At 66.0% G+C, this 26032-nt stretch carries 21 protein-coding genes; 6 read left to right on the plus strand and 15 right to left on the minus strand.

All coding sequences use genetic code 11. The annotated features are described in order from the left end of the window. Nucleotides 1-27: 27 nt before the first annotated feature. The 4 genes from AC069H_RS19050 to AC069H_RS19065 form a co-directional block, all read right to left on the minus strand. Entirely contained in the window at nucleotides 28-1590 is a 1563-nt protein-coding gene (locus AC069H_RS19050; RefSeq protein ID WP_478233210.1) for a class I adenylate-forming enzyme family protein, read from the minus strand. 505 nt (nucleotides 1591-2095) lie between these two features. Further along, a complete protein-coding gene (locus AC069H_RS19055; RefSeq protein WP_478233211.1) occupies nucleotides 2096-3289 on the minus strand; it encodes an MFS transporter in 1194 nt (397 codons plus the stop codon). A 229-nt stretch (nucleotides 3290-3518) separates the two neighbouring features. Continuing rightward, complete coding sequence (locus AC069H_RS19060; protein WP_478233212.1) at nucleotides 3519-3929, minus strand: MerR family transcriptional regulator; 411 nt, start codon at nucleotides 3927-3929, stop codon at nucleotides 3519-3521. Nucleotides 3930-4244: 315 nt separating this feature from the next. Beyond that, the gene (locus AC069H_RS19065; protein WP_478233213.1) at nucleotides 4245-5759 is read right to left on the minus strand and encodes a helix-turn-helix domain-containing protein; all 1515 of its coding nucleotides are present in this window, start codon (nucleotides 5757-5759) and stop codon (nucleotides 4245-4247) included. 278 nt (nucleotides 5760-6037) lie between these two features. On the opposite strand from AC069H_RS19065, the gene AC069H_RS19070 reads away from it, so the two are divergent. Genes AC069H_RS19070 through AC069H_RS19085 form a run of 4 tightly spaced genes read left to right on the plus strand, consistent with a single transcriptional unit; the run spans nucleotide 6038 to nucleotide 10356 of the window. Beyond that, a complete protein-coding gene (locus AC069H_RS19070) occupies nucleotides 6038-7273 on the plus strand; it encodes a diaminobutyrate--2-oxoglutarate transaminase (RefSeq protein ID WP_478233214.1) in 1236 nt (411 codons plus the stop codon). After that, on the plus strand, nucleotides 7270-8247 hold the full coding sequence (locus tag AC069H_RS19075; protein WP_478233215.1) for a DMT family transporter: 978 nt from the start codon (nucleotides 7270-7272) through the stop codon (nucleotides 8245-8247). The genes AC069H_RS19070 and AC069H_RS19075 overlap by 4 nt, the downstream gene beginning before the upstream one ends. Continuing rightward, nucleotides 8228-8884, plus strand: coding sequence for a hypothetical protein (locus AC069H_RS19080; protein WP_478233216.1), 657 nt, complete (start codon nucleotides 8228-8230; stop codon nucleotides 8882-8884). The genes AC069H_RS19075 and AC069H_RS19080 overlap by 20 nt, the downstream gene beginning before the upstream one ends. Beyond that, complete coding sequence (locus tag AC069H_RS19085; protein ID WP_478233217.1) at nucleotides 8884-10356, plus strand: pyridoxal phosphate-dependent decarboxylase family protein; 1473 nt, start codon at nucleotides 8884-8886, stop codon at nucleotides 10354-10356. The genes AC069H_RS19080 and AC069H_RS19085 overlap by 1 nt, the downstream gene beginning before the upstream one ends. 671 nt (nucleotides 10357-11027) lie before the next feature. Here the strand turns inward: AC069H_RS19085 and AC069H_RS19090 are convergent. Then, a complete protein-coding gene (locus AC069H_RS19090) occupies nucleotides 11028-11885 on the minus strand; it encodes an SGNH/GDSL hydrolase family protein (RefSeq protein WP_478233218.1) in 858 nt (285 codons plus the stop codon). A 1405-nt stretch (nucleotides 11886-13290) separates the two neighbouring features. Between AC069H_RS19090 and AC069H_RS19095 the strand changes: the two genes are divergently transcribed. Both AC069H_RS19095 and AC069H_RS19100 read left to right on the plus strand, forming a co-directional pair. Further along, a complete protein-coding gene (locus AC069H_RS19095; protein ID WP_478233219.1) occupies nucleotides 13291-14091 on the plus strand; it encodes a choice-of-anchor P family protein in 801 nt (266 codons plus the stop codon). Nucleotides 14092-14105: 14 nt separating this feature from the next. Continuing rightward, entirely contained in the window at nucleotides 14106-14702 is a 597-nt protein-coding gene (locus AC069H_RS19100; RefSeq protein WP_478233220.1) for a class F sortase, read from the plus strand. 76 nt (nucleotides 14703-14778) lie between these two features. Here AC069H_RS19100 and AC069H_RS19105 read toward each other — a convergent pair whose 3' ends face one another. From AC069H_RS19105 to AC069H_RS19150, 10 genes are all read right to left on the minus strand, one after another. Next, nucleotides 14779-15144, minus strand: a complete 366-nt coding sequence (locus AC069H_RS19105) for a nuclear transport factor 2 family protein (protein WP_478233221.1) — start codon at nucleotides 15142-15144, stop codon at nucleotides 14779-14781. 410 nt (nucleotides 15145-15554) lie between these two features. Further along, nucleotides 15555-16310 carry an ABC transporter ATP-binding protein gene (locus AC069H_RS19110; protein WP_478233222.1) on the minus strand — a complete coding sequence of 252 codons (756 nt, stop codon included), beginning with the start codon at nucleotides 16308-16310 and terminating at the stop codon, nucleotides 15555-15557. Beyond that, nucleotides 16307-17374, minus strand: a complete 1068-nt coding sequence (locus tag AC069H_RS19115) for a FecCD family ABC transporter permease (RefSeq protein WP_478233223.1) — start codon at nucleotides 17372-17374, stop codon at nucleotides 16307-16309. The genes AC069H_RS19110 and AC069H_RS19115 overlap by 4 nt, the downstream gene beginning before the upstream one ends. After that, a complete protein-coding gene (locus AC069H_RS19120; protein ID WP_478233224.1) occupies nucleotides 17371-18408 on the minus strand; it encodes an ABC transporter substrate-binding protein in 1038 nt (345 codons plus the stop codon). The genes AC069H_RS19115 and AC069H_RS19120 overlap by 4 nt, the downstream gene beginning before the upstream one ends. Nucleotides 18409-18424: 16 nt before the next feature. Beyond that, the gene (locus tag AC069H_RS19125; RefSeq protein ID WP_478233258.1) at nucleotides 18425-19180 is read right to left on the minus strand and encodes a class I SAM-dependent methyltransferase; all 756 of its coding nucleotides are present in this window, start codon (nucleotides 19178-19180) and stop codon (nucleotides 18425-18427) included. A 46-nt stretch (nucleotides 19181-19226) separates the two neighbouring features. Continuing rightward, nucleotides 19227-21077, minus strand: a complete 1851-nt coding sequence (locus tag AC069H_RS19130) for an ABC transporter ATP-binding protein (protein WP_478233225.1) — start codon at nucleotides 21075-21077, stop codon at nucleotides 19227-19229. Then, nucleotides 21074-22780, minus strand: coding sequence for an ABC transporter ATP-binding protein (locus AC069H_RS19135; RefSeq protein ID WP_478233226.1), 1707 nt, complete (start codon nucleotides 22778-22780; stop codon nucleotides 21074-21076). The genes AC069H_RS19130 and AC069H_RS19135 overlap by 4 nt, the downstream gene beginning before the upstream one ends. Nucleotides 22781-22842: 62 nt before the next feature. Beyond that, a complete protein-coding gene (locus AC069H_RS19140; protein WP_478233227.1) occupies nucleotides 22843-23895 on the minus strand; it encodes a cysteine synthase family protein in 1053 nt (350 codons plus the stop codon). Continuing rightward, nucleotides 23892-25058 (minus strand): histidinol-phosphate transaminase, encoded by a 1167-nt coding sequence (hisC, locus tag AC069H_RS19145; protein ID WP_478233228.1) that lies wholly within the window; start codon nucleotides 25056-25058, stop codon nucleotides 23892-23894. The genes AC069H_RS19140 and hisC overlap by 4 nt, the downstream gene beginning before the upstream one ends. Next, nucleotides 25055-26032 (minus strand): ornithine cyclodeaminase, encoded by a 978-nt coding sequence (locus tag AC069H_RS19150; RefSeq protein WP_478233229.1) that lies wholly within the window; start codon nucleotides 26030-26032, stop codon nucleotides 25055-25057. The genes hisC and AC069H_RS19150 overlap by 4 nt, the downstream gene beginning before the upstream one ends.

Raw genomic sequence — 26032 nt, forward strand, 5'->3', positions numbered from 1 at the left:
GCGTGCGGTAGCGGAAGTACGGCGGTGTCAGGCGGAAACGACGGATCGCAGCAGGTGCTTGTCGACCTTGCCGGCGGGGGTCAGCGGAAACTCCGGGAAGGTGAGCAGCCGTTCCGGGAACTTCGCCGTTTCGAGCCCGATGTCGTCACGCAGATACGCGTGGAGCAGCTCGATGTCGAGCGGAGGCGCCGCGCGGTGCAGGACCACACAGGCGAAGATCCGCTCCCCCGCCGAGCCGCCCGGCATGCCGAGCACGGCCGCGGAACGGACCGAGGGATGCTGGTGCAGCACTTCTTCCAATTCGGCGACGCTGACCTTGACGCCGCCCTTGTTGATGACGTCCTTCTTCCGCCCGGTGACGTGCAGCCTGCCGTCGGCGTCGAGAACGGCGATGTCACCGGTCTTGATCCAGCCGCCTTCGACGCGATAGCGCTCGTCGAGTTCCGGGGAATTGTAGTAGCACAGCGGGGTCATCGGGCCGAGCGCGTAGAGTTCGCCGGCGACACCGAAACCGACGTCGTTGCCGTCGTCGTCGGCGATACGCACGCTGATCACCCGCGGATCGGGTTTGCCGACCGATCCGACGATGTCGTCGAAAGAGTCGTCCAGTGCGGTATGGCAGGCGATACCGTCCGCCGAGCCGTACGACTGGACGAACGTGGCACCGAAACAGTCCTGGGTGCGCTTCACGGTGTCGGCGTGCACAGTGGCGCCACCACAGACGATCGCGGTCACCGATTCGGTGTCGATCCGGCCCGGCCCGTTCAGCAGCGGCGAGGCGATGAGTTGTTCCAGCATCGCCGGCGACACCAGGAGGTGACTCGGCCGATGCCGGGCGACCGCGTCGAGCACCGCGTCCGGCTCGAACCGGTTCAAGGTGACCAGGGAAGCACCCATGGCGGCGAGGATGCACGGGGTACCGAAAGAGCCGAAGGGCGACGACAGCGGCACGCAGAAGAGAAACCTGGGTATCGTGCCGTCCGCCGCGTCACCCAGGGTGGTCAGGTACGGCGTCTGCCCGCTGACCAGTGCGTTATGGGAGTAGAGGACGAGTTTCGGTTCCGCTTCCGATCCGGAGGACGCCATGATCCTGGCCGGCGCGTCCGGGCTCACCGCCGGCAGTTCCCCCAGGAAACCCGCATCGTCCACGGAATCGAACATCATGTCGAGCGACTGCGTTCCCGGCGCGACCTCGCCGTGGACCACGACACTCTTCAACTCGGGAAGTTCCGGCTTCAGCTCGGCCAGCAACTCCGCATAGTCCAGCTGCCCGACATGACGAGTGACAATGGCGGCGACCGCACGGGAACGGCGTAACAGGGACAACGTTTCGCGGCGTTTACGTCCTATCGGATAAGGGAGCGATATCGCGCCCAACGCGGCCAGCGCGAAATCCGCGGCACACGCACGCCACCCATTCGGCAGGTTCACCGCGACGACGTCTCCCGCGCCCACCCCTGCCGCTCGAAGCCCGGCTGCCAGCCGTAAAGAGCGCCGATGAAGCTCCCCGTAATCGATCGCACCGTCCTCGTCGATCACGGCCACCCGGCCGGGGTGAGCAGTGGCCCACGCCGTGAAGGCGGTGAACATGTCCTGGTCCTTGTACCACCCGGTGCTCCGCCATTGTTCTCTGAGTTCCCCAGGTACGAGATCGGCAAACAGCCGCGAAACCATGACCATGCCCCCAGTAGTGTCGTTACGCCAGATTCAGCAACCGCACCCCTTGGCCACCAGAAGAAAGGTACGAACAACTACGGCGAACACGGCCAAGGACGCAGCGAACTTCTCCCCATTCAGGAAGTGCCGAACAATATTCATCGGTTAGTTCCTCACCGACAAAACCGACTGTACCCGAGACATCCGGGGGTGACAAGGAACGGAAGTAGCAGGCAGAAGGAGTCGTGAAACACATGCACGGACATTAATAAACAAGGGCAGCACAGAGAATAGCGGGCACGAACAAGTGACCGTTTTCCGGAAAAATGACCGATTTACGAAATCCTTCCAGCCGATCGGCCCCGGAATCGGAAGTGCCGGGGATCGTCGCCGGCACCGCCTGGCGCTGGGGGTCGCAAGGCGGTGCCGGCGACGAAGATCACTCGATGACGCCACTCCTACCCGCGGGGAGGCTGATCACGGCGTTGACCACCATCAGGGCGAGCAGGACCACGAGCGGCAATGTCCAGGAACCGGCCGCGGCGAACAACGCGGCGGTCAGCAGCGGTCCGGTCGCCGCGATCACGTAGCCGACCGTCTGCGCCATCGACGACAACTGGGCCGCGGTCTGCCGATCTCCCGTCCTCGCCACGTACAGCACACCTGGGATTCCTTGTCCCGCACCGAGTCCGAGCCCGAGGACGATCGCCCACACCGGGGCCGAACCGGTCGGTGCGAGCAGGACACCGGCGATGCCGACGAAGCAGAGCCCCGCCGTCACGAGCACCGGCAGCCGCTGGTCCGCGCGTCGCCCGGCCAGGCTGGGCCCGAAGAACCCGCCGACCGACACCGCGATCACGCAGATCGAAAGGTACAACCCTGCGGTGGTGCGATCGACGCCGTCGGCCACGTAGATCGTCGGCAGCCAGGCGAAGATCGTGTACAACATCAACGATTGGAGCCCGAAGAAACCGGTGACACTCCACGCGGTGCGATTGCGGAGCAGACCGGACCAGCGCGTGGTGGCCCCGGCCTGCCCTTTGTCGGGGCCGAACTTCAGCTGGGTCGTGAAGAGCAGCAACGCGGGCACCGCCGGGATCACCGCGACGCCCAGCGCGATCGCGGCCGAACCACCGGACGCTTGGTAGATCGGCACCGACAGGGCCGCGATGGCTGCGGCGCCCCCGCCCATCATCATCGCGTAGACGCCCATCATCACGCCGATGCGCTCGGGCGGGAACCGCTTCTTGACCAGCACCGGGGTGATCACGTTGAGCACGGCCACGCCGATACTGGCGACGATCGTCCCGGCGAACAGACCGAACAGGCCGACCGAGCGCAGGAGGATGCCCAGCACCAGCACGACCAATGCGGCGAACAGCGAGCGCTCGTCACCCAGCCTGCCGCGCAAGGTCGTGGCGACGGGGGCGAACAGGCCCATGCACAGCGGCGGAAGCGTGGTGAGCACAGTGGCCGCCGTATGACTCAGCTGAAGGCTCGGGATCAGCGGGCCCACCCCGCCGAACACGATCCGGAGATTGAGGCTGAGCAGGACGAAGGCCGCGATCAGCAGCGGAGCCGACCCCCGAGCACGCTCGGCGCGCCGCGCCGGCGCCTCGCTCACCTGGCTCATCGGTCGTGCCCCAGCCGCTCACGCACGCCGATCTTCCCCATGATCGCCCCACACGTCCAAGCATTGGCCGTGCGGGGATGCCAGATCACACTTTGGCCGTCCATTCGGACATACCCCTTACCGACTCCGGCCGCTCTACCGACCAGGTCTTTGGTTCCTTGTAGCGGTTGTGGACTCGCGTCGCCGAAGCTCCGCCGATCCCACTGTGCACGCTCAAGGCGCCTTGAGGTCAAGCCTCGGTATGCGGAAGCTGCTCGGGTGTCATCGGGTTTCCGGCCATTCGCTGGGCGACGGCCTCCCTCAGGTACTCACATTCCGAAGCAGGGTGGTCGCGCGGACAGTTCAGCAAGTGCTCGAGGTGCACCCGGCCGGCTTCGAGCCGCTCGATCTGCTCGTCGATCGCTTGGAGCCGGTCCAGTACCGCGGCCCGCCAGACGCTGTCGGAATTGCCGTCGAGCAGCAAGGAGATCTCGTCGAGGCTCATCCGGCCGGTGTCCTGCCACATCTGGATCAGCCCGATCCGGTACAACTCCGCCGCGCCGTACCACCGGCGGCCGCCACGCCGCTCGGTGGCCGATACCAGGCCCCGCTCCTCCCAATACCGCAATGTGGAGACGGTCAGCCCGAACAACTGCGCCACGTCGCTGATCGAGACAGGTCCTGTGGGTTGTGAGGGCACCTGATATTGATGCCAGATTCGACAGGGCACCGCAACCCATGCACAATCCCGCACCAATGCACTCTCCGGCGATAATCTTCCGGCTCGCGAATCACCCGGTGCGCGCCAGGTCCGCGTATATCGTCCATATCGGACACTCGAAGCGGACCGGTGCGATCGACGGCATGATCGGCGGTGATACCCGTCAGGTCATTCCGCTGCGCTGGGCGCTTGGTCTTTCACCGATTCAGCGCCCGTGTCGAATCCGGTGCTTCCGCGCGCGAGGCCTTGACGCCGTCACGCCGCGGTGTCGGCACCGGACAGTCCGCCAAGGTGGCGGCAGGCCTGTTCCATCCCCGCCAACGACAGCAGCCGGCTGCGTGGCGCGACGAGCCCTCGCAGGCCGGCCTGTCCCAGTTGCCCGCAACGTCCGCACAGCCAGAACCAGTCCAGCCCGAGGTATTCGGCCAAGGCTCGCAGCCTTTCCCGCGAATCGGCCTGTCCCGTGATGGTGCTCGCGCAGGCGTAACGGACCAGCTCCTGATATTTTCTCGTCTCCCGCTGGGAAGTGACGACCGTGACCCCGTAACCAGGGTCTCCTCGCCGGCTCGGCACGACCACCTCGTGGTCCGAGATCACCAGGAACGCCGGGACGTCCGCGGCCGGACCCTGTGGCGTCGCCGTCACGGCGATGCCACAGGATTCACGTAGCGCCGCGACGAGCATGACCAGGATTCGATCCACTACCGGTTCAGTGGACAAGGCCGAGCCGGACAGGTTCAAGATGATTCTCGGCCGCGCTCCCAGCGCACCCACTTGCCCGGCGAGATCCCGCAGCCACGCCAGCTGGTGAGGGAACAGCAGCGCGCCACACGTCTCGTCCCCTGTTCCCTCGTCCGGCCATGCCACCCTGACCACCCGGCCGGGCCATCCCCTCACCATCTCCCTGATCCGTTGGAGGCGGTATTTCGACGTCAGCCAGCGCCTGCCGACCTCCGTCAGCTTCTCGTCCAGAACGCTGCAGCCTTTGGGCTCTCCCCAATCCGGGAGATCCCCCTGGGCCACGAAATTGTGCAAGGTCTCGTCGTCCTGCTGCATCGCAGCGTCCATGCCGAAGACGGCCCACTGAATGGCCGCGGTCACCTCGTCGAAAAGGTATGCCCTTGGCCAGGTGAGCGTGGCTCGACCGCGACGAGAGTCAGCATCACCACAGTACAAACCCTTGCCGTTCGCGCCGGGCACCTCGGCCACGGTCAATCCCCGTAACCCGACACGGGAGACGCCGCTCGAGCGCACGACGGACGCGGCCTGAACCCAGCCCTCACAGACCCGCTCCGCCGGCACCACGGTCGCCATGAGGGTGGCCCCCGGGATCACCTTGCCGTCGGGAAAGGTGAAGAACGCGGTTCCATCACCGTCAGCGGTCGCGAGCACCGAAACCCCAGGGAAGACCGCGTTCGCCGCGCGGCGCAGTACTTCCGTTCCTGTCGGCGCGGCGATTTCGGCGGCGATCACCCCGCACGGTGACAGCCCGCCCTGCAGGGCACCGGAGAGTCGCTCACGTTCGACCAACGACCACAATCGCCGTAACACACCACCGGTGGAGAGCACGGCGTCACAACGCTCGGCGAAGTCCGCCGACGGCCAGCGCTCGGCCTTCTCCACCTTGGCGACCAGATCCCCGCTCACATGCACCGCGACACCGAGCGCGGTTTGAGAAAATTGCGAAGCCTCCCTCCACCACCGCAATTCCGCACCGAAGAAATGATGCGCGGAGACATCCGGTGTCAACTTCTTCGGAGGCTGTGCCATACGAAATCTCCAACCGGACAATCGTGTTGTCCACTTCGAAGTCGGTCAACGACGTCCCGGCACGTGGTTACGTAGCCGCTGGACGCACGTTAACCCATTGTACTGGATCCGCTACACCACACCGAAACGCCGCACCTACCCCTCGCGAAGCCCGGCGACGTCAAGGCAAATCCTTTACCTCAACTATAAGAAAAACACGTTCCCCTGACACGGAGGAATAACCGGACATGTGGAATGAAACATCCACGGCGACTTCGCCTCACCCCTCACCGTTGAATATGGAATCGGCGGTGAGCTACTACACCACGTCGTTTCCCGCCGTGTTCGAGTACGCCGACGGCCCTCATATGCGCTCCTCCGACGGGGCCCGGTTCCTTGACTTCTTCTGCGGCGCGGGCGCGCTGAACTACGGCCACAACCCGCCGGAGATGGTCGAAGCCGTGCTGGAGCACCTCCGGTCGGGCCGCATCGTGCACGCGATGGACTGTGACACTCCCGTCAAGGAAACGTTCCTCCGCAGGCTCGACACGGTGATCCTCAAACCACGGGGATTCGACCACCGGGTCCAGTTTTGCGGTCCCACGGGGACCAATGCCGTCGAGGCAGCCCTGCGGCTGGCCCGTAAGGTGACCGGCCGCAACGGTGTGGTGGCGTTCTCCGGCTCCTTCCACGGTATGTCGGGCGGCAGCCTCACCGTGGGAAGCAACTGGGAAAGGCGCCGGTACAACGGCCTCGGCGCCGAGGTCACCTTCGTGCCCTACCCCGCGGGACCGCACCCCTCGTTCGACAGCATCGGCTATCTGGCGCAACTGCTCGACGATCCGATGTCCGGAATGGCTCCGCCCGCGGCCGTCATCATCGAGCCGGTGCAGATGGACGGCGGTATCTGGGCCGCGCCCGCGAGCTGGCTGCGCGCACTCGCCGAACTGTGCCGGACCAACGGGATTCTGCTGATCGCCGACGAGATCCAGAGCGGATGTGGCCGTACCGGAACGTTCCTCGCCCTGGACGAAGCCGGGGTCGTGCCGGACCTGGTGGCAATGTCCAAGTCGTTGAGCGGACTGGGACTCCCTCTGTCGATTCTGCTGGTCCGGTCGGACCGTGACGCGTGGGCCCCCGGAGAACACACTGGGACGTTCCGGGCGAATCAGCTCGCCTTGGTCGCCGCGACCGCCGCCCTCGACTACTGGGCCGACCCAGACTGGGTAGACCAGCTGGCCGATCGAGGGCGCTATTTCACTCGCCTGCTGGAACAGACGATGGACGCGGCGCATCCCGGTATGCCCCTGCGAGGCCGCGGGATGGCGTGGGGCCTCGATCTGGGACAGGAGCGCGCGGTGGCCGGTCCCCTGCAGCAGGCATGCTTCCAGAGGGGGCTCGTCGTCGAGCTCTGCGGGCGTTACGACGAGGTCCTCAAACTGTTCCCGCCACTGACCGCATCGGAAGAGGTACTCGAAGAAGGCGTGGGGATTCTCTGCGAGGCGCTGGCGGCGGTTCGCGGGGTCCACTCGTGAGTTCCTCGCCGAGTTCGAACAACTCCCTCGGTGTGACCTTCGCCATCGGCGCCTGCCTGCTATGGGGATTGGATGTCCTGGTCCCCGTGGTACTGCCCGAATTCGGCCCGATGCCGATCACGGTCAGCCGCTTTCTTTGCTACGGCGTGGTTTCCGTACTGATTCTGGCCGCCCGCGGCAGACTCGGCCGGGTAGTCCGCTACGAACCGCGGTTGCTCGCGTATTGCCTGCTTCTCGGCGCGGTCAGCGAACCGGTCTACTACTTTCTCGTGGTCGCGGGCATCGGGCTCGCTGGTGGCCCTGTGGTGGCGGTGATCGTCGGGCTGCTGCCGGTGACGGTGGCGATCGTCGGCCATCGGCGTCAGCGGGGCTTCCCCTTGCGCCGCTTGGTCGTCCCGATCGGGATGATCCTGACCGGGCTGCTCACGGTCAACGTCTGTGAGGTCGGCTGGTCGGAGGTCGGCTCGCACCGGCTCGGCAGGCAACTGCTCGGGATCGGCTGTGGCCTCATCGCCGTCGCGCTGTGGACTTGGTTCGCGGTGGCGAACGCGCGACTGCTCGAGCGAAAACCGGAAGTGTCCGCGGCGGACTGGTCGGCGATGCTCGGCATCGCCGCGATGATCCCAGCGGTGATCGCCGCACCGTTCGCCTTTCCGGCCGGTTCGCCCGAGCAGCCCGAGGTGATCCGGCTGCTCGTCGGCGGGGCGGTGCTCGGGCTGGCGGTGTCCTGGCTCGGCACGGTGTTCTGGAACAGCGCGTCCCGGAGACTTCCGGTCACGCTGCTCGGCCAGTTGATGGTTTTCGAAACCCTGGGAAGTCTCGGCTACGTCTTCATCGCGGTGGGGAGAACGCCGGGAGTCCTCGAATCGATCGGCATCGGGGTGGCGCTGGCCGGCCTGTACCTCGGCATCGTCCTGGGGCGGCCTCGCGCCGAGTCGAGGGAGGCGTGCGCCGATGCGGCCGTTGCCCGATGAACTCCTCGGCCGTGGCACACCGCAAGCACCCTGGGTGCGCGCGCATCGTGACTTGACCTACCACGAGCTCCGCCTCCGGGTTCGCGAACTCGCCGGGACCTTGTCTGCGCACGGCCTCACTCCCGGCGATTCGGCGGTGGTCCAGCTCGGGCACAACCTCACCTCGTTGTGGACGGTTTTCGCGCTGTGGGCACTCGACGTCAGTGCCGTGTTGTTCGACAGCGCGGTCATACCCGCCGAAGCAGTGTGCCGAAGCGCAGCGGAGCACCGTATTTCCTTCGGACCGTCCGGTAGTGAGTTTCGCTGGGGCACAGAGGTCCTGGTCCGCCGAACGCGGCACACCCCGCACCCACCACCGAGGCGGAACTCGGAGTGCCTGGTGCTGCTCGGCTGTGCCGGAAGCCGCGAAGCCTGGTGCCCGGCACAGCTTCTGTCCGAGTTGGACCGCCGCGCCAGGCAGCCCGGTGCACCGGCACGGAATTCCAAGGTCGGCGCCTCGAAGACGACCACCACCGCGCGTGGATTCCTCGACACCGTACTCGGCTGTACCTACGCCGGCGCCTGCCTGCATTTTCCCGCGAAACCCGGCCTGACGGGCTCACGTGTCGAAGCCCGCGTGGCGATTGGAGCGCATTGATGTTTCCCTCGTCTTCCCTTGCCGGTGGGGTAACCGGCCCGCGGGAGAATCTGCTCCCGCTGGTCAACGTCGTCGTCGACGCGCTCGAGAAGGGCGCCGCCGGCAGAGGCGGACCGATTCCGGCGACCACGCCGGAGGCACTCGAGACTCTCGTCCACGAGACCATGGGTCAGATCGTGCGCGAACGCGGGACCGATGCCCGTGAGGCGCTGGGGACGCTCACCGAGTTGCTCGCCCTGGGTGCCGCCGATCCCGCCGATCCCTCGTGCGCCGCCCACCTGCACTGCCCGCCGCTCGCGGTCGCGGTGGCCGCGGAACTCGCCGCCGCGACGTTGAACCAGTCGCTCGATTCCTGGGACCAGGCACCGGCCGCGGCCACGATGGAACCAGCTGTGGTCCGCGCTCTCGCGGAGCTGGTCGGCTATCGGCCGGACACCGCCGACGGCGTGATCACCAGCGGCGGCACGGAATCGAACCTCATGGGCCTGCTGTTCGCCCGGGATCTCGTCCTGGAACGGGTCTACGCCGGGAGCCCCAGCCGGTTCGGCGTGCCTTCCGCGGCCAGGCCTCGCATCTTCTGCTCCGGTGCGGCGCATTTCTCCGTGGCACGGAACGCGGGTCTCCTCGGACTCGGCGAGGATTCCGTGGTCAGTGTGCCGATCGACGGCGGCCAGCGGATGCGGCCGGACGCCCTCGCCGAGGCCGTCACCAACTCGGTGTCGAGCGGGGAACTGCCGATCGCGGTGGTCGCCACCGCGGGGACCACCGACCTCGCCGCGATCGACCCGCTGCCCGAGATCGCCGAGATCGCCCAGCGGCATCAGCTGTGGCTGCACGTCGACGCCGCCTACGGAGGCGGAGCGCTGTTCTCTTCTCGGTTGCGCGGTCTGCTGAACGGAATCGAGCTTGCCGACTCCGTGGGCCTCGACTTGCACAAGCTCGGCTGGCTACCGGTCGCGGCCGGGGTCTACCTCGCCCGAAGGGACGATTCATTCCGGGTGATCGACCGGCGAGTCGAGTACCTGATCACCGACGACGACCACGAGGCGGGCTATCCGAGCCTGCTCGGGCACTCGCTGCGCACCACCCGGCGGGCCGACGTGTTCAAGCTGGCGGTGACGTTGCGGGCACTGGGCACCGACGGACTCGGCTGGATGGTCGACCGATGCCACGAACTCGCCCGGCACGCCGCCACCAAGATCGACCGCTCACCCCGGTTGCGGCTGCACAGCCCACCCACCCTCACCACCGTGGTATTCCGGTACGAACCGTCCGATCCGGCCACCGCCGACACGGTGAACGCCGCGTTACGCCGCCGCCTGTTCCGTGCCGGATCCGCCGTCGTCGGGCGAACTGAGTTCGCCGGGACGACCTGGCTGAAACTGACCCTGCTCAATCCCCACGCCACCGAACACGACCTCGACGTACTGGTCGACAACGTCGTCGAAGCAGGTGACCGCGAACTCGCTTGATCCGCCCGACCACACCTGGTGCGGCGTCACGTCGCCTCCCCTGCCGACGTGACGCCGCACGGGCGTGATCGTTCACGAAGAGACGGTATCTGCGCCCGACCTCATGGGCGCCCGGCTGGGTATCGTGGCACGGATATCTCCGGCCGGGCGACCGAGAAGTACGACGTCACCGGAATCGCCGCACTAGGTGAGCGTGCTTTGCTGGTTTCCATCTCACCAGGAGTTCCTCCGGCCTCGCCGCAGGATTCCCTGCGCAGAGACTATTCTCGCGTGGAACATGCCTGCCAGAGGTTTCACGCCAATGAGTGATATCATCGATTGGGACATATCGCAATTGCTACCGCGAAGTCCGAATTGACCACCTTCCCTCTGCTGCTCGGATCTTTCGGCGATGTCGAATCCCTGATCATGTGCACCCTGCGGAACAGCGCCGCCGGTCAGGTCCGGTCGGTCATGTACATCCACATCGGACAGTCGGGGGAGAGGACATGACGAGCTCGGTCTCCGACGTCTCGGTTCAGCAACCGGTGGGACGGAGGCATCGGCCTGAAGTACTCGCACACGTAAACCCCAGCACCCCTTTCGCGGTCTTTCGTTCGGTTCGGCGGCACTTCGGTGGTGAGCGAGGAACTTCCCTGTCCAATGCGCAGTTCCCGGCTCCATCCGGCTGTTCAGCCGGCCATCGCGACCAGCTCGCGGTAGTAGCGGGCCTGACCGGCTTGGTTCGGGTGCAGGCTCTCCCAGGTGGGCCAGGACAGGCCGTTGATCCAGGGATTCGCGCCGCACGCGCCGTGCCCGGCGAACGCGGCTCTGGCATCGACGCGTTCGACCCCGCCGACGTTGCCGGCCGCGTTCCGGATCGCCTGGTCCATCGCGTCCACCCCACGGTTCATCGCTTTGCGCTTGCCCAGCGACCAGGAACAGTCACTGGCTGACTGGGTGTCGAAGAGATGCGGGTAGTCCAGCACGACGATCTTGGCCCACGGTGCCCGGTCCCGGATCTTGCGGTAGAGCCGCTGCAGGTCGCCGGCGATCCGGTTGTCGATGTCGTCGATCGATTCTTGCACCTTCTTCGCGCAGCCCTCGTCGGTGATGTAGGGCGCGACGCAATAGGTGGCGACATTGCCGAATTGGGCGTCGTTGCCGCCGATGGAGAGGGTCACCAACTCGGTGTCGGAGTTGACGTGGTTGATCTGCTCCGTGTCCAGGTCGGCGATTTCGGCGCCGTGGCACGCCACGAAGTCGACGGCGCTGTTGTGGTTGGCCGCCCATTGGCTGGCGTAGGCATGGTAGCTGCGGTGGCATTCGGTGCCGTCGTTGAAGTATTCGCCGGCGCCGGTCCCGGCGGCGAACGAGTCGCCCAGGGCGACGTAGGTGCGGAAGTCGGTGGCGGGGCGGGCACTGCCGGTCGCCGCGGTGGCGGCGGGCGCGGTGGCCGCGGTGGCGGCGGGCGCGGTGGCCGCGATGGTGCCGGCCACTACGGCGGCCACCAGGCCGCGCTGGGTGAGCCGGCGAAGCAGGCTGGTCATCCGGAGTCCTTCTTTCTCGATACGCGATGGACTTCGGAAGTCAACCGGGCAGCCTTGCGGCGGGCTGAGTGCACGGTGAGGGCCGGCCGGACATAGTCCGGCGGCGCCGAAACCGAAACGTGTTTCGCCGGAGCGTCAGAGGTCCACCAGCGGTGCTCCCGAGCTCATAGGCAGAGGTCGATGATCGGCGGCAGGCGCAGCCGCACGGCGCACTGGACACCTAGTTCGTCCCGACGCGGAGTATCCGAGGATGGCGGCCTGGCCGGCGCGCGAGCCGGCGCCTCAGTGCTGGACGGCGGTGGATCGCCCCGCCTCGTCTCCCCGCTACCGCGTGACGACCATGGCGCGGATGGCCGTGGTGTCGCCAAGGCAGGCGAGCGCTCGCTCTCCGCACGATCTCGAGATCGCCCACTGGTCACGGGACTCTGAAGCGCAGAACTGTTCTGCACGCCAGCAGCAGGCTCGTCACGGCGGAGGAACGACGACGACCTTCCATTTTGAGGGTCGGCGTACGTCGCCCGCGGCGGACTGGTCAGCTCGTTGTCCATTGTGGTTTGCCGCGCCTCCGCGGGCGGCGGTGCTTCCTCGGCCCGCACTCCCTCACCGCCGGGGCCGGGCCCATTGGCGACGGTGAACGCCAAGGCCGTCGCGACGGCCACCGCTGCCCAGCCCGCGATTACCACAGGGTACCCGAAACGGCGTGACACAGGGATCCGCGCCAGGTGTCTTGGTCTTTCCCGTTTGCGATGGCGGCCAGTCTCCCGCACACGGTGGCCCGTGCCTGGAAATCGTGTCATCGACCTGACTCCTTTTGTCTGCGTCGCGGATTGTGTCGCATCGAGTGGGCAGGCGTCGTCCGCCGAACGGGTTTGCCCGACCAAGCCTCTCTCCGCACGCAAACCTGGCGACTTCGGGCATCGCCACCAGAAAGACTCGCTATGGACATTAACGCGAAAAGCGGCAAGCAACTACGCTCCAGCGCATTTACCCCAACCTGCCGAGATGAGGCATCATTGCAAACACGGGAGACGACCCGCGTTTTGTCCTGATTGCGCGTTATAACACCCTCAGGGGACCAGCTATCGAACCACTGACACAAACCCTTTCGCGAGCGAACACCTTCGAGTGGCAAATCTCGAGAGTCGCCATACTTATCGCAAATTCATCACGAACAGCGACCGGATATCAGCATTGCCCAGCAATACCGTTCACTCGACCGAGTGACAGTCGCCGCGCGGTTGCTACTTTCTATCGATCGGCGAACCACCGCAAATCTGTTGTGGTTTTTGCCGGGCAAGATGGTTTGGTAGCCTCCGAATCCGCTCCCGGCGGTGCCCTTATCGAGTCATGGATTGGCACCCGAAACCTCGCGAGCACTTTTCTGTTTTCCTTGGAAGGACAATTCATGCGGATGGACTTGATGCGCAGAGGGAGTGTGGCCGGTACGGCCGCTGCAGCACTCCTCCTTGCCACCGCACCGGTCTCGGCGGCGACGGCCGCGGAGGGTATCGGTACGGCCTACGGGGCCTCGGCCAGCGTCTCGCTACTGGCGGGCGTGCTAGGCGGCCAGGGCCTCACGGTGAACACCGGCAAGCTCGCGAGGTCGGCTACTGACGGCCCGGCGTCGGCTTCCGTCGTCGACGCTCCGCTCAAGGGATTGCTCACCGCAAAAGCGATCGACAGCAGCGTAAAACACACAGAGCACAGCGGTATCACGTCGACAGCGTCGATCGTCGATGCGACGCTGCCGGTGCTCACGGCGCTAGCCGGCGGCCCGGTGTCGGCGAACGTGCTGAGCGCGAAATGTGTGTCGACGACGTCCGCCGCGGTCGGCAGCGCCGAAGTCGTCGGCCTGAATCTCGGCAAGATCGGCAAGGTACCGGTCGCCGCCGGGGTCAACCATTCGCTCGGCATTCCCGGGCTGGTGCAAGTGATCGTCAACGAAGAGATCAAGCATGAGGACGGCAGCCTCACGGTGAACGCGCTGCACATCAAGCTGCTCGGCGGCGCGCTCGGCCACGGCGACATCCTGCTGTCATCGGCGACTTGCGGCAAGGCGATCGATACCACACCGAGTGTGAAACCCACCCCGACCACGACCCCCGTCTCGCGCGAACCTGCTGCCGGCAGGCAAGTCACCCAGGTGCCGGTGGGCGCACCCCAGACCGGTGATGGCAGCAGCCTCACCAAGAGCCGAGGCCGATGAAAGTTCACCCTCCGATGACACGGCAACCGCTGACCGACAAGAGGGCTCATTGGGCGGCGATGCTCGCAGTGCTGGTCGCCGGCCTCCTCCTCGCGGGGTGCGGCTCCAGTTCGCCCGCCCCCGCACCTCCGGTACCTGCCGCCGCGGAGGCCGGCGAGGTGAAACCGCTTCCAGCGTGGATAGCAGTACCCAGCATAGAAGCCAGGTCGGACCTTGTGCCCCTCGGTCTCAACCCGGATCACACGGTCGAGGTGCCACCTGTCGACAAACCGATGCAGGCAGGCTGGTACGAGAACAGTCCGCCACCTGGTCAGATCGGCCCCGCGGTGATACTCGGGCATATCGATGGCAACCACCAGAAGGGCATATTCTGGCGCTTGCGCAAAGTCAAAGCGGGCGACAAGGTGCTCGTCGGCACGCAGGACGGCAAGACGTTGACCTTCACGGTCAGCAAGACCGACCAGGTTCCCAAGAGTGAGTTCCCGACCGATGCCGTCTATGGGAACACCTCTGACGCCGAATTACGCCTTGTCACGTGTGGAGGCGTTTTCGATCACGGCACAGGGAACTACCTCGACAACATCATCGTCTACGCCAAGCTGGTGAGCTGACTCAAGCGCGGGTAGTCCGACTTGCCGGACTACCCGCGCTCCGTCGAAGCGATCGGACAGCCAGGTCAAGGGTGTCTCAGATACCCACTGCCCAGCGCGGCGTGAGGTGGAACGTGACGAGTTTCCAGCCCGCGCCGGACCGCTGCCACACCGCACAAGTCAGCGCGTCGATCCGGGAGATCCCGCCCGGATCATCCAGCGTCATGCGCAACTCTCCCAGAACCACCGCCATCTGCGCGGCCACGGTGACGCGCCGTACCACGTGCTCGATACTGTGAAAGACCCAAAATCCGTCCCGGAATTTACGGAGATAGCTTTCGCACGTGTCGACGGAGCCATCGATGTGGACATACTGTAACTCCGGGTGACAGAGCGCCTCGAGCGCCTCGACATCACCGACCAGCATCGCCTGGAATCGTCGGATCTCGTAGTAGGCGATCACCTCGCTTCCCGCGGACGGGCCGGTCTCCGCACTACCAACCCACATGGCAGCGTTTCGTCAACCGCTTCGGGGCGACGCAGTTGATCCGGAGCTTCTCGATACCGTGCAAGCGGCTGCGGCGTAAGGCGGCGCTAACTCTCACCAACGACATCGCGGCATCCTTCACGCATTGCTCTTGGCACCAAACTGGTCTTGGCTGGGGAGCCTGCCAATATGGTGGCACCCCGAGGTGACACTGATCAACCCGGACGCCATACGTATATTTTTCCCGTGCTGGCCCTTATTCGTACGTAGCGAGTGAGCACGATTGACCGGCGGTCCGATGGCAAGGGAAAGAGTTCCCGAACAAAAAGCACTCCGCACCACAAAACGCCGAGACTGGAGTGGTCGGGAATGGGCGGGCGGATATGTCAGCGATAGTTGACGCGGAGGCCACCGAACGGGTCGGGAGCGACTTCCGCTTCGACACCGAACACCTCCCGGATGCGGTCAGGCGTCAAGACGTCGCGCGGGACACCTGAGGCCACCATCCGGCCTCGGTTCATCAGCGCCAGCCGGTCGCAGAAGCGCGCCGCCAGCGACAGGTCGTGCAGGACGACCACAGTGGTCCATTCGCCGGCGGCGAGCAGGCGCATGAGTTCGAGCTGGTGCCGGATGTCGAGATGGTTCGTGGGTTCGTCGAGCAGGATGGCCGAAGGCTCCTGCGCGAGCGCACGCGCGATGTGCGTGCGCTGATGTTCCCCGCCGGAGAGGGTTCTCCAAGGCCTGGCACGCAGTTCGGTCAGCCCCATCCGGTCGAGCGCCGCGTCGACGACGGCGTCGTCGTGATGGTCATGGCCTCGCCAGTTCGCGCGGAACGGGGTCCGGCCGAGTGCGACGACGTCGGCGACGAGAAGATCGCTTTCGGTGATCGAGTATTGGTCCACAAAGGCCACGTGACGGGCGATGCGTAAGCTGCCCCAGCTGGAGATGTCCGCGCCGTCGTAGCGAACGGTCCCGCCGGTGGGTTTGCGCAGGCCCGCGACACACCGCAGCAGCGACGACTTTCCGGAGCCGTTCGGTCCCACCAGGCCCAGTACCTCGCCGGTGCCGACGCTCAACGCGACGTCGTCGACGATGATCCTCGCCGGGACGCCCCAGTGCACGGATTCCACATCGATTCTCACAGTTCCCCCCGCCTGCGCATGATGAGAAGGAACACCGGGACGCCGATCACGGCGGTGACCACACCGACCGGGACCTCCCTGGGCGCCAGCGCGATCCGGGCCAGCGCGTCGGTCAGCACCAGGAACACCGCGCCCATGATGGCGGCGAACGGGATGAGGACCCGGTGCCGTGGGCCGACCACGAACCTCGCGGCGTGCGGGACGATGAGGCCGACGAAGCCGATGGCACCGACGGAAGCCACCGCGACCGACGTCAGCAGGGCGGTCAGGATGAGCGCGGTGATCCGGGTGACGCGCACGTTGATCCCGAGCGACTCGGCGGTGTCCTCACCGAAAGAGAAGGCGTCCAGGGCCTGTGCCCGAGTCCAGCATCCGACCAGCCCGACGGCACAGGCGATGAGACAGAGGACGACTTCGTCCCAGCGGGCGGAAGTCATCGAGCCCAGCAGCCAGTAGGTGATGGCGCGAGTGGTCTCGGCGTCCGCCGAAGCCATGACGAGCAGTGAGGTCAGCGCGGCGAAGAGCTGGCCGACCACGACGCCGGTCAGCACGATGCGGATCGTACGCATTCCGTTGCGCAGCAACAGCATCATCAAACCGAAGGACATCAGTGCACCCATCAGGGCCCCACCGGACAACCCGAGCGCGGAGCCGCCGAGGCCGAACAACGTCACCGCGACGGCACCGACCGAGGCCCCGTTGGACACGCCGAGCAGGTACGGGTCGGCCAGGGCGTTGCCGGTCAGTCCTTGCAGCACGGTTCCGGATACGGCGAGCATCGCCCCGATCAGTGCCGCCAGCAGCACTCTGGGGACACGGAGCTGCCAGATCAGGGAGTCGAGCAAACGGGACACCGGCTCCACCGGCAACCCGAGATGGGTGCCGACCGAGCGGGCGACCTCCTGCAGGCTGCCGCCGTTGGCGCCCACGCCGATGGCGACCCCGATGGACAGCGTCAGAACGGCCAGGCCGACGGCGAACAGCACCCACGTCGGGGTCGCGGTGCGCCGGAGCTTCGCTCCCTCGGTCACCGGGGCCGACACCTCGTTCTTGGTAGCCGTCATGCGAGTTTCGCCAGACCGTCGTTGATCGTCTTGAGCGCGTTCACGCTGCGCACCGTGGCGTCGAGTTCCAGGCCTGGGACGGTCACGAACCGGCCGGCACGGACAGCGTCGAGCTGCGAGAGCACCGGGTGCGCACGCATCAGCTGGATCTTCTCCTGAGCGGTGTCATTCTGCTGGCCCCGGTCAGGCAGGTCGGCGATCACGATGACCGACGGGTTTCGGGCGACGATCTGGTCCCAGCTGACCTCGGCCCAGTCTCTGTCGACATCGTCGAAAACGTTCTTGGCGCCGAGAACGTGGCTCAAGTTGGCAGGCATCCCGCTGCCTCCCGCCACCCACGGAATGCCGTTGTGAACGGAATACAGATAGGCCACCGTCGGCTTGGCTGCCCGGGCCGCGGCGGCCTTCTCCGCCTCGGCCACCACCGCACGCTGCTCGCCGATGAGGTCGGCGGCGCGCTGGCGTACGCCGAAGATCGTGCCGAAGTTCTCGTAATCGGTGAACAGCCGCTCGAACGGCGTCTTGTCCGGCTGATGCTTGGGGCAGTCCACCTCGCTCACATAGGACGGCAGCCCCAAGTCGGCCAACTCGGCCCGGGTGCCTGCCTGTTCACGGGTGAAGCGGCTGACGAACGCGCTGACCACGAAATCGGGATCGGCGCCACGGAGTTGCTCTCCGGTCACCTCCTGGGAACTGATCATCGGGATCGTCGCGTACTCGGCGCGGTGTTCCTCCGACACCGGACCCGACTGCAGGGCGGTACCCGCGATGTTCTCGCGAAGGCCGAGTGTCAGGAGTGTCTCGGTGGTCTGCTGATCCAACGTGACGACGCGGTGAGGTGGCTTGTCCACCCGCACCTGAGCACCGCAGTTCTCGAGGGTGACACCGCCCGCCGCGACGTCCGGCTTCGGCGCGGCGCAGCTCGCGGTCACCGCCAGAAGGCCGACCAGGGCGCCGAGGGCAAGGCGATGCGTCATTGACTGATTCCCTACAGATGATAATGAAAGAACAATTCGACAGTATTTCCCAAGCATTCCGGCTCGGGTTGTTTCAGCCCTGATAGGTGGCGGTCACATACAGCATGGAACCCTCCAGGTCCGTCGAAGTCAGCTCGATGTCGTCATACATCTTGACGTCGCCGAACCCATGCGTGGTCAAATAGTGCTCCAACTCCATCGGGAAAAAGAGGCGGTAGCTCGTCACTTCTTCCTCGGTGGCACCTCCCGCCAGTGACCAGGTCAGGTGCCGGGTAAGGATTTGGCGGCGCCGGTCGACAGTGAACGAGGCGTTGCCCGTCGCTTGGAAGTCTTCACGCTCGATGGAGAAATCACTCTTCGCCCCCAGCGCGGCCAAGTCCCCGATGGGATTGTGCGTACCGAGCACGAGCAGCGCGCCGGGATTCGCGTGGGTCGCGAACGTGGTCATCACCTTCGTGATGTCCTCGCACGAGTGAACATTCTCGATCACCCAACCCAGGCAAGTGATGACGTCGAATTTCCGGCCGACGCGAACATCACGGACATCACCCACTTCGAACCTGATGTCCGGATACTCGCCGCGAGCGTACTGGATCATCCCTTCCAGGTAGTCGACACCGACACACTCGTAGCCGGCCTCATGCAGGTAGGCGAGCTTGTAGGCGGTGCCACACCCAAGATCGAGTACCGGGCTAGGCGGCGTTTTCCCGTTCCGGACCAGTAGCTCGTGGCACATCTTCGTCAGGCGGACGCCAGTGTCGTCGAACCGATAGATCGAATCGTACAGTTCCGGGCTGCGGTAGAGAAAGCCGGAAGTGTTCATGGTCACCGGGTCCAAAGGTCTACTCCTCTTGTGAATTCTGTGATTTTCGCCTTCAGGAAGACTGTTTGACGAATCCTTCGAGCTGTGAGGCGAGCAGTTCGACGTAGGCGCCGTTGAGGGCCAGGAGTTCTTCGTGGCTCCCGGTTTCGGCGACACGTCCGCCCGAGATGACGACGATCCGGTCGGCGGTCCTGATGGTGGAGAGGCGGTGGGCGATGATCAGGGTGGTGCGACCGTGCCGGGCCTCGTCCATCGCCGCACTGACGGCCTGCTCGCTCGCGGCGTCGAGATTGGACACCGCCTCGTCCATGACGAGGATGGGGGCGTCCTTCAGCAGGGCACGGGCGATCGCGATCCGTTGCCGCTGACCGCCGGACATCCGTGCGCCCAATTCACCCGCGACCGTGTCGTAGCCGTCCGGCAGGGTCATGATGAACTCGTGGGCTTGAGCGGCTCGTGCGGCGGCTTCGATTTCGGCTTCGGATGCGTCGGCACGGCCAAGCCGGATGTTGTCGCGCAAGGTGGTGTTGAACAGGAAGGTGTCCTGTGGCACCAACGTCATGAGGCGGCGGAGGTCTTCCTGGGGGAAGTCGCGGACGTCGTGCCCGCCCACCGACACCGAGCCGCCGGTGACGTCCCAGAATCTCAGCAGCAGGTTGGCACAGGTGGACTTACCCGCACCGGAGTGCCCCACCAGCGCGACGGTCTCACCGGGACGGACCTCGAAGCTGACTTCCCGCACAGCCGGCCGCAGATTGCTGCGGTAGGCGAAGGTGACGTTGTCGAAGCGGACATGCGGCACGATCGGCCCCTCCGGAGGCCGGCGGACCAGATCCGAGACAGGGGCGGGCGCGTCGAGCAGTGTGTTGAGGCGGTCGGCCGACGCCGCGACGATCGACAGCTCACGGGCGACCTCGGTCACCCTCAGCACCGGCAGCATCGCCATCCCGGCGAGCACGACAGCGACCGGGAAGAGAGCGCGGTCGAGCTCACCGGTGGCGACAAGCCGCGCGCCCAGCAGGAGTACCGCGAGTGTCCCGAGAAGGGCGATGGTGTCCGTGGCGGCGTACTCGATGCCGCTTCGGCGACCGTGCGCGGACTTCGCCGCGGCCAACCGCGAACCCTGCTTGCGCAGCAAGCCGAGCCGCTGGGCGTGCGCACCGAAATTCACCAGCTCACGCAGCCCCTGGAAGGTGTCCGTGCTGTCGGCGCTCATCCGGCCCAAGGAGTCACGCAGCTCGTTTCCGTGGAGTTCGGCGCGGCGCCGCAACCACCCGGGGACCGAGGCGAGCAGCACCAGGATCGGCACCAGAACGCAAGCCAACGACCAATGGAACCAGCCCAGCACGACGGTCGAGGCCACGGGGACCGTCGACGCGACCGCCAGCGGACTCAGCGTGTGGGCGAAGAACAGCTCGATCTGCTCCACGTCGGAGACCGCGGCGGCGCCCAGGTCCCCGGATCGCCGTTCGAGCAGGTAGCCGGGTGAGAGTCTTTCGAAGGCGGCGAACACCTTGGTCCGAGTGTCGGCCAACGCACGAAAGGCGGCGATGTGGGCGTAGGTGCTGTCGGCGATGTTCAGGATGACCAGCGGCACGATGAGACAGCCCAGCGCGATCAACCAACCGGTGAGCTGGGACAGCGAGGCACCTCCGGCCGCCCGCGCCACCACATACGCGCCGATCCCGGACGAGGCGAGCAGGAGAAGCTGGTGCAGTACACCGGCCAGATAGGCCACCGTGATGAGCCGGCGGTGCGGCCCCAACAGGGGCATCAGGCTCTTCAACCTGGCGGCCAGCGACCGGCCGGACATCGGCATCGGCACTTCACCTTCACCCTGTCCGAGTCCGTGTCCATGTCCGTGCCCGACGCCGGGGGTATGGATGTGTGCGGTCGAGGTCATGCGGGTGCTCCGGTCTGGGTAGCGACTAGTTCTGCGTAGAGGCCCTTGCGTGCCAACAGATCCGGGTGACTGCCGAACTCGACCACCCGGCCGGAGTCCATCACCACGATCCGGTCGGCCTCGCGCACGGTGGACAACCGGTGCGCGATGACGACCGTGGTCCGGCCGCTAGACAGTTCGCCGAGCGCTTGGGTGATCTCCGCTTCGTTGGCGGCGTCGATGCTCGATGTCGGCTCGTCGAGAACGAGTACCGGGGCGTCCTTGAGCAGGGCACGGGCGATCGCGATGCGTTGCCGCTCACCGCCGGACAGTTTCAGGCCGCGTTCACCGACGACCGTCTCGAAACCTTGAGGCAGACGGGAAATGAAATCGGTGGCCTGTGCCGCGGTCACCGCTCGGCTGATTTCCTCCTCGGTGGCGTCCGGTTTGGCCAGCAGCAGGTTCTCCCGGACCGTGCCATGGAACAGGTAGGTATCCTGAGCGACGACGCCTACCAGTGACCGCAGGTCGACCAACGGGAACTCTGACGTGTCACGGCCATCGACAAGGACGGAGCCCGAGTCCGGGTCGAAGTACCGCATCAGCAGCCCGAGTACGGTGCTCTTACCCGCACCGGAACGGCCGACAATGGCCACCCGCTCCCCCGGTGCCACCGTCAGACTGAACCCGTCCAGTGCCGGGGCGCTCCGAGTCGGATAGCAGAACCGGATATCGCGGAACTCGACCCCGGGAGGATTCTGCCGCAATGCGGGTGCCTCGGCCGCCGAGTCCCGTACGTGCGGTTCGATGCGCAGAATGTCCGCGACCACGCGGCCTGCCGGGATCGCGGAGTAAGCCGCGTGGTAAGCCGATTCGAGTTCGTGCATGGGCCGGAAGGTTTCGCGGGCCAGCATCAGGATCGTGAACAATCCGGCGACGCTCAGCGAGCCGGTGGCCGCGTGCCAGGCACTCAAGGCCACCGAAGCGGTCGTGCCGATCGTCACCACCATCGCGGCGACAGTCGAGGAACCGCACCACGCCACCATCAGCCGAATGGAATCCCGGCAGAACGCTTCACCACGCTCCAGCATTTCCCGGCCTCGCCTGCCACTGGCGTTGAACGCCTTGAGCGTCGCCATTCCTTGCACGGCATCCAGGCTCTCCGAATACATTCCACGGTAGGACACCATCCAGCGGTCCCCGCGTTCCTGGATCCAGTTCCTGCCCGCCACTTTGGTCAACGGTGCCAGGAGCGCACACGCGAGCACGACGAAGCCCACCAACGGATCGACCGCGATCACGTACACCGAAGCGAAGCAGGATCCCAGGACGGAAGCCAAAACCGACGGCACGAACCGCCCCACCAAGGGGTCGAGCAGCTCCACGGAGTCCACCAAGGTCGACTGCAGATCGCCGGAACGCATCCGCTGCGCCTGACCGGGCCCGATTTCCATGAGCTTGAGCGTCAGCCCTTCGCGCACCGCTTCCTTCACCCGTGCCGACACCCGCGGGGCCCACGAATCCTTCACCACGATCAGCAGCACCCGGACCAGTTGCAACACACCGATCGCGGCCAGGGACGTCACCAGCCCGCCCACGTCGATCGACGAGAACACCCCGGACAGCAGGTGCGCGATCAGCAGACCCTGACCGACGTAGGTCGCCGTCACCAGCAACATCAACCCGACAAGACCGGCGATCCCCAGCCAAGCCCGTGGGCGCAAGCTCAAAAACAACCTGATCGTCGACCACACAGCCGTACCTCCACGATCCTTGTTCGTCCATGTCACTTGGTGGCGGCGGGCAACGCGTCAACGGGACTCATCAGGCGCCTTCCCGATTCCGCCGACCGGGCCGGCCGCAGCATCGAGGCGAGCCGGTCGGCGACCTGAGCGTCGAACAACCCGTTGGCCGTCATCCACTCGTTGTTGAACACGGTGTCCAGGTACTTTTCGCCGCCGTCGCACACCAGCACGACGATGGTGCTCTGGGGCCCCACGCTCCGTGCCCGTTCCAAGGCCTTGTAGACCACTCCGCCCGCCGAGCCGCCGATCAGGAGGCCGAAATTCCTGGCCAGGTAACGGCAGGTTTCGAACGCTTCCGAATCGCTGACCTTGAGCCCCTCGTCGATCAGGCCGTAGTCGAGGACGTCACAGATCTCCCCGATCTCCGGTGTCCCGGTGCCGGACTGGTGGTAAGGCGTCTGTTCTCCGCCGAAGTTGACGGAGCCCACCGGCTCGACGCCGATGATCTTCACGTGCGGGACGCGCTCCCTCAGTGCGCGGCCGGTGCCGCAGAGCGAACCACCGGTGCCGACGGCCCCGTACAGATAGTGAATGCCGTCGCCGAGGTCATCGTGCAACTCGCGGGCGAGTGGCCGATAGCCGTTGGGATTGCCCGGATTGCTGTCCTGCGCCGTAAGGTAAGCGCCGTGTTCGGCGGCGAACCGGCGAGCCGCCGCATAGCGTTCGGCAGTGGCCAGTCCCTCCTTGTTCCCGGCGATGTTGAGCATCTCGGCGCCGTAGGCGACCATGCCGCGCAGCTTGTCGATACTGGAATGGTTGTCCACCACAGCGGTGAACTTGTATCCGCGTTCGGCGGCGATGAGTGCCAGGCCTAGCCCGGTGTTGCCGGAGGTGGCCTCGACGAGCCACCCGCCGGGTAGCATCAATCCCTTTTCTTCGGCCTCGTCCACCATGTTCCGGGCCATCCGGATCTTGGCGGTGCCGGTGGGGTTGTACTGCTCCAGCTTCAGCAGGACGGTTCCCATCCCGTCCGCGACCGCCAGTCTGAGCAGCGGCGTCCACCCGATCAGATCGGATACTCTGTCCTTGATCATCGCGCTCCCTTCGCGCAGATCTCCGTCAGACGCCGCACGAAGAGGTCGTTGTCTTCGGGGGTCGACAGTGAGGCTCGGATGAAGTACTCGTATCCCGGCTCGCGCCACGCCTTGACGACGATCCCGGCCCGGTGCAGCTCCTGTGCCACCCAGTCGGAGCGATGATCCGTCTCGATGAACAGAAAGTTGGCCGAGGACGGCACCACGCGTAAACCCGCGCCACGCAACATATTCGTGACCCTGGCGAGCTCAAGACCGGTGCGGCGCACCGTTTCCGCCAGGTGCGCGTGGTCCCCCAGCGCGGCGATGGCGGCGTCCTGCGCCAGCTGGTTGACGTTGTACGGAGTGCGGACCCGGTCCAGAGCCTGGACCAGGGCGGCGTCGGAGGCGATGCCGTAACCCACGCGCACACCCGCCAATCCATAGGCCTTGGAGAAGGTGCGCAGCACGATCCACGGCCGGTCCTGCCCGCGCAGAACCTCCAGCCCGTCGGGGTATTCCGGGTTGGGACGGGCGAACTCGCAGTACGCCTCGTCGAGCACCAGCAAAGCCGACTTCGGGGTGCCTGCCACAACGCGCCCCAGTTCGCCGGCGGTGAGCATCGCGCCGGTGGGGTTGCACGGGTTGGCGAGAAAGACCAGTTTCGGGCAGGCGGCCAGCGCGTCACGCCACGCGATGGCGTCGAACCCGAACTCGTCCGTGACCGGAACCTTCTCGACCCGCGCGCCCATCATGCGCGGGAAGATCTCGTGCAGGCTGAACCCGGGCGCCTGCGTGGTCACCAGATCACCCGGATCGAGGACGGCCTGGCACAGCAGCTCAAGGATGTTCTCCGAACCGTTGCCGAGCACGATCCGTTCGACCGACACGGCCAGGCTCTTCCCGATGGCCTCGGCCAGCCGTTTGCCGGTGGGGTCGGGATAACGCGAGAGGCTGTCGTCCACCCGCAGGCGCACGGCTTCGGCGACCGCGGGAGAAGCACCGAACGGGCTCTCGTTGTTGGAGAGCTTGATAACGCGGGCCGCACCGCTGAGGGCGGCCACCTCGTCGGTGTCGGCGCCGGGGTCGTAAGCGGGCAGGCCCACCACCTCCTGGCGTACCAGGAACGTCGACGTCACTCGTTCGATCACGTCGGTGCCGGCCTCGATCGGGATGGTGCTCACCAGAAATCGACCCTGTTCCCGCGTCCGGCCGCCAGCGCGAGATCCGCGATGTACCGGCCCAGAGCGGCGTCGGTGACCGCCATGCCGCTGTTGTAGGCGAAGACCACGTCGTCGGGATCACGCCGGGCAGGTGCCCGGCCGAGCAGGATGTCCGGGAGTTCTGCGTCCACCGGGGGCAGACTGCCGTCCTCGGCCCGCAGCTTGCCGCAGGTGATGTGCATCTGGGTGATGTTGGTGGCGATCCGGTAGTCGGCGCCGTGGAACACGTCGTGCACGCCGTAGCCGAGCAGCACGGCGAGCGCACCCGGCTTCATCCACTCGCGCTGCACCGTTTCCGTCACGGACAGGCCGGAGGCCCCGATCACGATGTCCGCTTCGCCCGCGGCTTTCCGGAGGTCGTCCGCGATCGTGACCTCGCGACCGTCGACACTGTTCTGGACGGCGCGCAGACCGTCCGCGTAGGTGCCGAACACCTGCAACTGGTCCAGCTCCGGAAGCGCGGCGAGAAGCATCGGCAGGGCCATCTGTCCCTGGACGCCGGTGCCGACGACCAGGGCGCTGCGGGCGTCCGGGCAGGCCGCTCGGGCGAACAGCGCGCTGGTGGCCGAGGACCGCAACGGTCCGAGTTTCACCACGTCCATCAGCGCGATCGGCGCCCCGGTGGTGTCGTCGGCGATGAAGATGAACGAGTGGAACCGGTAACTGTCCCGGATGCGGGCCGGGTCGAACTCGTAGACGGCCTTGAAACACACGGTGTCGCTGCCGACGTCCTTGGCGACCATCGAGTAGCTCAGCGAGTGATCGTCCGGGTCGTCGATGATGGTCTTGACCGGGCTGTTCGGCCCGCTCGTGTCCACGGCGCGGTAGGTCCGCTCGACGACTTCGAGCACCTGCCGGTAATCGAAATCCAGCCCTTCCTGCTCCGATTGCGGCAGCAACCACAGCTGTCCGGGCGCGGCGTAACTCTGTGACAT

The organism is Amycolatopsis sp. NPDC043887, from assembly GCF_056435665.1.

What these genes read in the sequence shown, in the direction of transcription:
- AC069H_RS19100 (WP_478233220.1), top strand. Translation starts at nt 14,106, where the DNA reads ATGACACGGCAACCGCTGACCGACAAGAGGGCTCATTGGGCGGCGATG.
- AC069H_RS19085 (WP_478233217.1), top strand. Translation starts at nt 8,884, where the DNA reads ATGTTTCCCTCGTCTTCCCTTGCCGGTGGGGTAACCGGCCCGCGGGAG.
- AC069H_RS19150 (WP_478233229.1), bottom strand. Translation starts at nt 26,032, where the DNA reads ATGTCACAGAGTTACGCCGCGCCCGGACAGCTGTGGTTGCTGCCGCAA.
- AC069H_RS19095 (WP_478233219.1), top strand. Translation starts at nt 13,291, where the DNA reads ATGCGGATGGACTTGATGCGCAGAGGGAGTGTGGCCGGTACGGCCGCT.
- AC069H_RS19120 (WP_478233224.1), bottom strand. Translation starts at nt 18,408, where the DNA reads ATGCTTGGGAAATACTGTCGAATTGTTCTTTCATTATCATCTGTAGGG.
- AC069H_RS19050 (WP_478233210.1), bottom strand. Translation starts at nt 1,590, where the DNA reads ATGTTCACCGCCTTCACGGCGTGGGCCACTGCTCACCCCGGCCGGGTG.
- AC069H_RS19140 (WP_478233227.1), bottom strand. Translation starts at nt 23,895, where the DNA reads ATGATCAAGGACAGAGTATCCGATCTGATCGGGTGGACGCCGCTGCTC.
- AC069H_RS19115 (WP_478233223.1), bottom strand. Translation starts at nt 17,374, where the DNA reads ATGACGGCTACCAAGAACGAGGTGTCGGCCCCGGTGACCGAGGGAGCG.
- AC069H_RS19070 (WP_478233214.1), top strand. Translation starts at nt 6,038, where the DNA reads ATGGAATCGGCGGTGAGCTACTACACCACGTCGTTTCCCGCCGTGTTC.
- AC069H_RS19080 (WP_478233216.1), top strand. Translation starts at nt 8,228, where the DNA reads ATGCGGCCGTTGCCCGATGAACTCCTCGGCCGTGGCACACCGCAAGCA.
- AC069H_RS19055 (WP_478233211.1), bottom strand. Translation starts at nt 3,289, where the DNA reads ATGAGCCAGGTGAGCGAGGCGCCGGCGCGGCGCGCCGAGCGTGCTCGG.
- AC069H_RS19090 (WP_478233218.1), bottom strand. Translation starts at nt 11,885, where the DNA reads ATGACCAGCCTGCTTCGCCGGCTCACCCAGCGCGGCCTGGTGGCCGCC.
- AC069H_RS19065 (WP_478233213.1), bottom strand. Translation starts at nt 5,759, where the DNA reads ATGGCACAGCCTCCGAAGAAGTTGACACCGGATGTCTCCGCGCATCAT.
- AC069H_RS19130 (WP_478233225.1), bottom strand. Translation starts at nt 21,077, where the DNA reads ATGACCTCGACCGCACACATCCATACCCCCGGCGTCGGGCACGGACAT.